The 6,274-nt window shown below is 77.6% G+C and carries 7 protein-coding genes; 4 read left to right on the plus strand and 3 right to left on the minus strand.

Annotated features, from left to right (window positions below; translation table 11 throughout):
• The 3 genes from PYV61_RS19275 to PYV61_RS19285 form a co-directional block, all read left to right on the plus strand.
• Positions 1-487: isoamylase early set domain-containing protein (locus tag PYV61_RS19275; protein WP_275834643.1), on the plus strand; the 487-nt coding region annotated here is incomplete at its 5' end.
• Positions 484-1,209 (plus strand): hypothetical protein, encoded by a 726-nt coding sequence (locus PYV61_RS19280; RefSeq protein WP_275834645.1) that lies wholly within the window; start codon positions 484-486, stop codon positions 1,207-1,209. The genes PYV61_RS19275 and PYV61_RS19280, both read left to right, overlap by 4 nt.
• Positions 1,210-1,350: 141 nt before the next feature.
• Positions 1,351-2,583 carry a glycogen-binding domain-containing protein gene (locus PYV61_RS19285; RefSeq protein ID WP_275834647.1) on the plus strand — a complete coding sequence of 411 codons (1,233 nt, stop codon included), beginning with the start codon at positions 1,351-1,353 and terminating at the stop codon, positions 2,581-2,583.
• A 261-nt stretch (positions 2,584-2,844) separates the two neighbouring features.
• Here PYV61_RS19285 and PYV61_RS19290 read toward each other — a convergent pair whose 3' ends face one another.
• Positions 2,845-3,312, minus strand: a complete 468-nt coding sequence (locus PYV61_RS19290) for a hypothetical protein (RefSeq protein ID WP_275834649.1) — start codon at positions 3,310-3,312, stop codon at positions 2,845-2,847.
• Positions 3,313-3,449: 137 nt separating this feature from the next.
• On the opposite strand from PYV61_RS19290, the gene PYV61_RS19295 reads away from it, so the two are divergent.
• Positions 3,450-5,081 carry a M14 family metallopeptidase gene (locus PYV61_RS19295; RefSeq protein WP_275834651.1) on the plus strand — a complete coding sequence of 544 codons (1,632 nt, stop codon included), beginning with the start codon at positions 3,450-3,452 and terminating at the stop codon, positions 5,079-5,081.
• Positions 5,082-5,154: 73 nt separating this feature from the next.
• Here PYV61_RS19295 and PYV61_RS19300 read toward each other — a convergent pair whose 3' ends face one another.
• Together PYV61_RS19300 and PYV61_RS19305 are read right to left on the minus strand one after the other, a co-directional pair.
• The gene (locus tag PYV61_RS19300) at positions 5,155-5,793 is read right to left on the minus strand and encodes a hypothetical protein (RefSeq protein WP_275834653.1); all 639 of its coding nucleotides are present in this window, start codon (positions 5,791-5,793) and stop codon (positions 5,155-5,157) included.
• A 5-nt stretch (positions 5,794-5,798) separates the two neighbouring features.
• The coding region (locus PYV61_RS19305) for an energy transducer TonB (protein ID WP_275834654.1) at positions 5,799-6,274 on the minus strand (476 nt) is incomplete at its 5' end.

The raw sequence follows: 6,274 nt of genomic DNA on the forward strand, positions 1-6,274 counted from the left end.
CGCGCGGGCGTGGGGGTGGATGGTGCGGCCGCGCGCGATCCGCGTCTCGCCGATCGGCGCCCTGGCCGCGGCCGGGCTGGCGTTCGTCGCCGCCTCGTTCGGGCTGCGCCGCGACGCCGGGCGCCGCGCCGGCGACGAAGGGCAGACCGGCGAGTTCCCGCGCGCCACCGGCGAGTTCCCGGCGATCGTGCCGGTCGCCGCGCGCGCCCCGCAGGGCGCCGTCCCCACGCGCTTCGTGTTCGTCGCGCCCAGCGCGAAGTCGGTGACCATCGTCGGCGACTTCAACGACTGGGACACCGCCGCCACCCCGCTCGTGAAGCACCAGGGCGTCTGGACGACGGAGGTCACCCTCCCCCCCGGCCGCTACGCCTACGCCTTCCTCGTCGACGGCCAGCGCTGGATCGCCGATCCGGACGCCCCGCCGGCGGTCGGGGACGACTTCGGTCGTCCGAGCTCGGTCGTGACCGTCCGGAGGACCGACGCATGACGTCCCCCACCGGGCGCCGCCTCGTCGGCGCCTCCCGCACGCTGCTGGGCCTCGCGTCCGCGCTGGTCGTCGCGGCGGCGCCCGGTGACGCGATCGCCCAGCAGCCCGCGCCGCGCGGCCCCGCGCCGTCGTGGCTGCGCGCGCGCCCCGACGGCCGCTTCGACGCGACGAGCCGCGTGGCCGTCGAGCGGCTGGTCGACTCGGCGCACGCCGCCGGGCTCCCCGCCGAGCCGCTGGTCGACAAGGCGCTCGAGGGGGCGAGCAAGCGCGCCCCGCGCGAGGCGATCCTGAAGGCGCTCCGCACCATGGCCGCCGACCTCGCGGTCGCGCGCCAGGCGCTCGGCGGGCAGTCGCTGGCCGACGAGCTCACCGCGGGCGCGGTCGCGCTGCGCGGCGGGATCGAGGAGGACGCGCTGCGTATCCTGCGCCGCGAGCGGCCGGGGCAGCCCCTGGTGGTCGCCCTCGGCGTGCTCACCGACCTGGTGGCGCGCGGCGTCCCCGCCAACGACGCGTCGCGGGCCGTGCTCGGCCTGACGCGCGCCGGGATCGCCGACGAGCAGCTGGTGGCGTTCCGCCGCGACGTCGAGCGCGACATCGGGATCGGCGCGCCGCCGGCGGCGGCGGCGACGATCCGCGCCACGACCCTCGGGGTCTCGGCGCAGCGCGACGGCGGGCTCCCGGGCGCCGCCTCCCGCACCCCCAGCACGCGCCCCAAGCCCTGACGGCGGGGAGGCGGGCGGTCCGGCGGGCGGCGACGGGGTCGCCGCCCGCCGTTGCGTAGGCGCCACACGCGGCGCGGTCGCCGCGGTCGAGCACGCAGGATACCTTTCCTCCATGGTCTCCTCCCCGTCCACGCGCCCCGCGTGCACGCCGGCCTGAGGGCGTCGTCGGCCGGCCGGCCGGCCCTGCTGCTGCTCGGCGTGCTCGGCACGGCCGGGGGCGCCCGCGCCGCCGGGGCGCAGTTCGGGACGCGCGTGACCGCCGGCATCGACGTCGGCGCGGCCAGCGTCGGCTACGACGAGTTCGAGCGCGCGAGCCTGGTGTCGGTGACGCCGAGTGTGCGGGTCGAGGGGGCGCGCACGATGTTCGTCGCGCGCGGCGCGTACTCGCGCTTCGAGACCGGGAGCTCGGCGCTGCAGGGGTCGGTCGCCGGCTCGATCGTGTCGCCCGCGTTCTGGCGGCTGCGGGCCGAGGCGTTCGCCACCGCGTCGGCCACGCGCTACCGCGACAATCCGGCCGCGTCCAACGTGAACGCGCTCGGCCGGCTGCACTTCGCCACGCCGACCTACGGGGTGTGGGGCGGGGCGGGGGCCGGCTTCGTGGCGCAGGGGCAGTTCTTCCCCGACGCGCTCTACCAACTCGACGCCGGCGCGTGGCGCCGGATCGGCCGCACCGTGTACGCCGTGTCGGCGACGCCCACGTGGGTCGGCGCCCCCGACGCGCTGGGCTACCAGGGGACGCCGCCGGCCGGGCGCCTGGACTACACGGACTACGGCGCGTCGATGCGGTGGCAGCACCCGAGCGCCGAGTTCGTGGCGACGGCGGGGCTGCGCGCCGACGCTGGCCCCGACCGCATCCCCGGCGCGAAGCGGTGGCTGGAGAGCTGGACCACCGTGTGGGTGACGCGGCGGCTGGCGATCGTCGGCGGCGCGGGCGCGTTCCCGACGGACGTGCAGCAGGGGCTCCCGGGCGGGCGCTACGCGTCGGTGGCGCTGCGCGTGGCGACGGGGCGCCCGCCGGTGAACGACCCCGCGGTGCGCGCCGAGCTGACGCTCCCCTACGAGCTGAATCGGCTGCGGCGCGGCCGGCTGCTCGCCGAGCGGTTCACCGTCGCCGACGACGCGAGCGGGCTGCGCGTGATCACGGTGCGCGTCCCCGACGCGCGCTACGTCGAGCTGATGGCCGACTTCACCGACTGGCTCCCGGCGCAGCTGCAGCGCGTGGGCGAGGGCGAGTGGCGGCTGGCGGTGGCGATCGCCCCGGGCGTGCACCGCGTGAACCTGCGCGTCGACGGCGGGGCGTGGACGGTGCCGCCGGGGCTCAACGCGGTGCGCGACGACTTCGGCGGCGAGGTCGGGCTGCTGATCGTGCGGTAGCGCAGTTCGCGGTCGCGCAGGCAAGCCGCCCTCCTCGCGCTCCCTCGGGCGCGGGCGGACGGCGCCGTAAGCGCCGAGCGCGGAGCGCCGAGTGATCGTCGGCGCTCGGCGCTCCGCGCTCGGGACGTCGGCCACGCGGGGCCGGACGTGCGCGCGGGCCCCCGCCGCGCGACGAACTCGATGACCGATGGCTGATGCAGACGCGACGGGGCGCCGCGGTGGTCGCGGCGCCCCGTCGGTCGTGCGGTGCGGCGGCGCCGCTCAGCGGCGCGCCGACACGGTGATCGGGAGGTCGACGTAGACGTCCGACGGCGGGACGACGTGGCGCACGCGGACGGTGTAGGTGCCCGCCGGCGCCGCGATCACGCGGCGGTCCTGCTGCACGATCGAGTCGCCGGGCGCCAGCGTGCTGGTGACGCTGTACGCGGCGCAGTGGATGAAGGGGTCGGCGAGGACGGGGTTGCGGTCGTAGTCGAGGCCGCAGACGACGTGCTCGACGCGGGCCGGCGCGGCGCCGCGGTTGACGAGCACCGAGCGGACGACGACGGTGTCGCCGGTCGCCGGGCGCGCCGGGTCGAGGGTGACGCGGTGCTGGATGCCGTCGGCGGTGCGCTCGACGGGCGTCGCGCTGAAGTTGGGCGCGGTGATGGCGTCGGCCTGGCCGTCGCTGCAGGCGGCGGCGCCCAGCAGGAGCAGGGCGGCGCCGCGCGTGAGGATCGCGTGGGACATGGTGGTTCGGAATGGGTGGGGCGGGCCCGCGGAGCGCACGATCGCGGGGGCCGCGCCGTCGTCCTGCCTGCACTACCCGGGGCCCCGCGCGCCGGTCACGCGGTTAGCTTTGCGCCCGGACCCCCGCCCCCCGACCCGTGCGCCACGCCCCGCCCCTCCTGGCCGCCGCCGCGCTCGCGTCGGGCGCGCGGCCGGCCGCGACCGACACGTCCCGCCTGCGCGCCGAGGCGGTCCGCCACGCGCCGCGCCCCGCCACGCGCGCCGAGCGCTCGGCGTACCGCGAGACGTCGCGCCACGCCGACGTGCTGGCGTTCCTCGACACGCTGACGGCGATGGACGGGCGCCTCTTCCGCACGACGCTCGGCCGGTCGTCGGAGGGGCGCGAGATCCCGCTGGTCGTCGCGTCGCGTCCGCGCGTCACCACGCCGGCGCAGGCGCGCGCGCTCGGCCGCCCGATCGTGTGGGTGCAGGGGAACATCCACGCGGGCGAGGTGGAGGGGAAGGAGGCGCTGCAGATGCTGCTGCGCGACCTCGCGCTCGACCCCAAGCCGAACGTGCTCGACTCGCTCGTGCTGCTGGCGGTGCCGATCTACAACGCCGACGGCAACGAGAAGGTCGGCCCGCAGGCGCGCCAGCGCGGCGCGCAGAACGGCCCCGAGGAGGTCGGGCAGCGCCCCAACGCGATGGGGCTCGACCTCAACCGCGACTACATCAAGGCCGAGGCGCCGGAGACGCGCGCGTCGCTGGCCGCGTTCGCGCAGTGGGACCCCGACGCGTTCGTCGACCTGCACACGACGAACGGGAGCTACCACGGCTACCAGCTCACCTGGTCGCCGTCGCTGCACCCGGCGGCGCCGCTGCGCGCGTTCAACCAGGACACGCTGCTCCCCGCGCTGCAGCGCCGCGTGCGCGAGCGGTGGGGCGTGCCGACCTTCCCGTACGGCAACTTCGCGCAGGACGAGGGGATCGCCGACACGACGAAGAAGGGGTGGCTGACCTACGACCACCGCCCGCGCTTCGGCACCAACTACTACGGGCTGCGCGGGAAGCTGTCGATCCTCAGCGAGGCGTACTCGCACGACCCGTTCGACGTGCGCGTGCGCGCGACGTACGCGTTCGTGCGCGAGCTGCTGTCGCAGCTGGTCGACGAGCGCGCGCACGCCCGCGTCGCCGCGCCGCGCCCGCCGGCCGAGGGGGTGCTGCGCGCCGCGCTCGACGAGCGGGCGCCGGCGGGGGACGTGATCGCCGAGGACCTCGTGCGCACCGGCGACTCGTCGCGCACGCAGCCCGGGGTGCCGCTCGGCATGCGCCGCACGGGGAGGTTCCGCACCGTGCGCATCCCGGTGGTCGACCGCTTCGTCGCCACGCGGACCGCGCGGATCCCGGCCGGCGGGTGGCTGCTCGACCCGTCGGTGCCGGGCGTCGACAGCGTGCTCGCGCTGCTGCGCCGCCACGGCGTCGAGGCGCGCCACACGCCGGGCGACGTGCCGTTCGACGTCGAGGTGTTCACCGTCGACTCGGTGGTGCGCGCGGCGCGCCCGTTCCAGGGGCACCGCGAGGTGCGGCTCGAGGGGCGGTGGCGCCGCGAGCGCCGCACCCCCGTCTACGGCGCGTGGTTCGTCCGCCCGGCGCAGAAGCACGCGCTGCTCGCCCTGCAGCTGCTGGAGCCCGAGAGCGACGACGGGCTGGCGACGTGGAACCTGCTCGACGGGGCGCTGGCGCCGGGGAAGGAGTACCCGGTGGTGCGGATCCACGGGACGGGGCGGTGAAGCACCTGCGACCTGCGACCTGCGACCAAACGGCGGATGGCCGCAGGTCGCAGGTCGCAGGTCGCAGGTCGCCTCAGCAGGCCAGCGTGTAGTTCTCCGCCAGCACCTCCGCCCGCGGCCCCGCGGCGTCGTCGGCACCGGCGAGGTTGCGCGGGCTGCACGCGAAGGTCTGCTGCGCGGCGCCGCCCGAGCGCGACGGGCCGCTGTCGAGGCGGAAGACGATCCACGCGCTGTCGAGCGCGAGCCCGGCGGGGCGGGGGAGGCGGAAGCGCAGCCCGGTGAGCGTGCGGACGTCGCCGACGCGCAGCGTGTCGGCCACCGCGAGCGCCTCGCTCTCGGCGTGCGCGGTCCACGGGCGCGGCTGGCCCGGGGTGAGCGCGGCGCCGGTGACCAGCAACGCGGTGACGCGCGTGCCGACGGCGACCAGCGGGCGCGTGTCGACCAGGCGGCCGTCCTCGCGGACCGCCATCGGCTCGGCGCCCGCCGTCCCGCCCGGCCACGGCGCCGTGATGCGCGCCGAGTCGACGAGGATCTCCACCGCCTCGCGCGTCACCCGCCAGGCGCCGGTGAAGCGGCCGGCGGGGGTGTAGACGCTCTCCAGCGACGAGATCTCGAAGCCCGGGCGCCGCGCGCCGCCCCGCCCGTGCGCGCAGGCCGTGGCGGACAGCAGGGCGGCGAGCGCGAGGGCGGTGGCGGCGCGGGGTGCGGGCATCGACGTCAGCGCGAGAGGCGGAAGGCGAACGGCTGCTGGACCAGCTGCTTCACGGGCCGGCCCCCCACCCGGCCGGGGTGGAAGCGCATCCCGGGCAGCGTCTCGCGCACGGCCGCGGCGAAGTCCGGGGCGTCCGCGCGCAGGATCTCGATGGTGGACGACTCGACCCGGCCGGCGGTGTCGACGACGAACTGGACGAGGACCTCGCCCTCCCGCCGCGCCGCCCGGGCCTCCGGAGGGTACAGCGGGCCGCGCGTGCCGTCCACCGGGCGGACCGGCTCCTCGACCTGGTACTCGAAGTACACCGTGTTCGGTCCCATCACCCGCGGCGGCTGCGCCGGGTCCGCCGGCAGCGCGTTCGGCATCGGGTCGCGCGACGGCGGGGCCTGGCTCACCGGCGGCACGACCGGCGCGGCGCGCGCGGCCTCGCCCCCCACCAGGTCGGGCGCGCCGCACGCCACCAGCAGCCCCGCGAGCGCGG

Source organism: Roseisolibacter sp. H3M3-2 (genome assembly GCF_029211165.1).
Lineage (GTDB): Bacteria > Gemmatimonadota > Gemmatimonadetes > Gemmatimonadales > Gemmatimonadaceae > Roseisolibacter.